Genomic DNA, 418 nt, shown 5'->3' on the forward strand with positions numbered 1-418 from the left:
CCACGTATGTGTCCAGTTATTAGATTCATTTAATGTTGCTGTTTTTCCTGTTGCTTTTCCATCTTGATATAACTCAACTTTGATTTCAGTTGGTCGTTTTCCGTCTTGGTTATTATTGTCATCCCAATTTTTTGTTACTGTTGCCGATGTCTCTCCTGGTGTATACTTGTTCGTTATTGTCGTACCGTTGATGTCTGTTGTGTAGTCTTTTACGTGATCTTCGGTCACTGTATATTCTATTTTCTTTCCTTCATCATACTTCGGTAAGTCTTTAAATTCATACTTCCAGTTTGTTTCAGATGTCACGTCTAACGTTTTTACTTTCTCTCCATTAGCCAATAAATTCACACTGACTTTTTCTGGTCTCTTACCATCTTGATTGTCTTTGTCGTCCCATACTTTTTCACCACTAATTGAT

At 36.1% G+C, this 418-nt stretch carries 1 protein-coding gene; it reads right to left on the reverse strand.

Annotation, left to right across the window (positions count from 1 at the left end):
* On the reverse strand, nucleotides 1-418 hold a 418-nt coding region (locus CKW40_RS42525; RefSeq protein ID WP_143748546.1), incomplete at both ends, for a Cna B-type domain-containing protein.

Origin of the sequence: Mesorhizobium carmichaelinearum, assembly GCF_900199455.1 — a bacterium.
Taxonomy (GTDB): domain Bacteria; phylum Pseudomonadota; class Alphaproteobacteria; order Rhizobiales; family Rhizobiaceae; genus Mesorhizobium; species Mesorhizobium carmichaelinearum.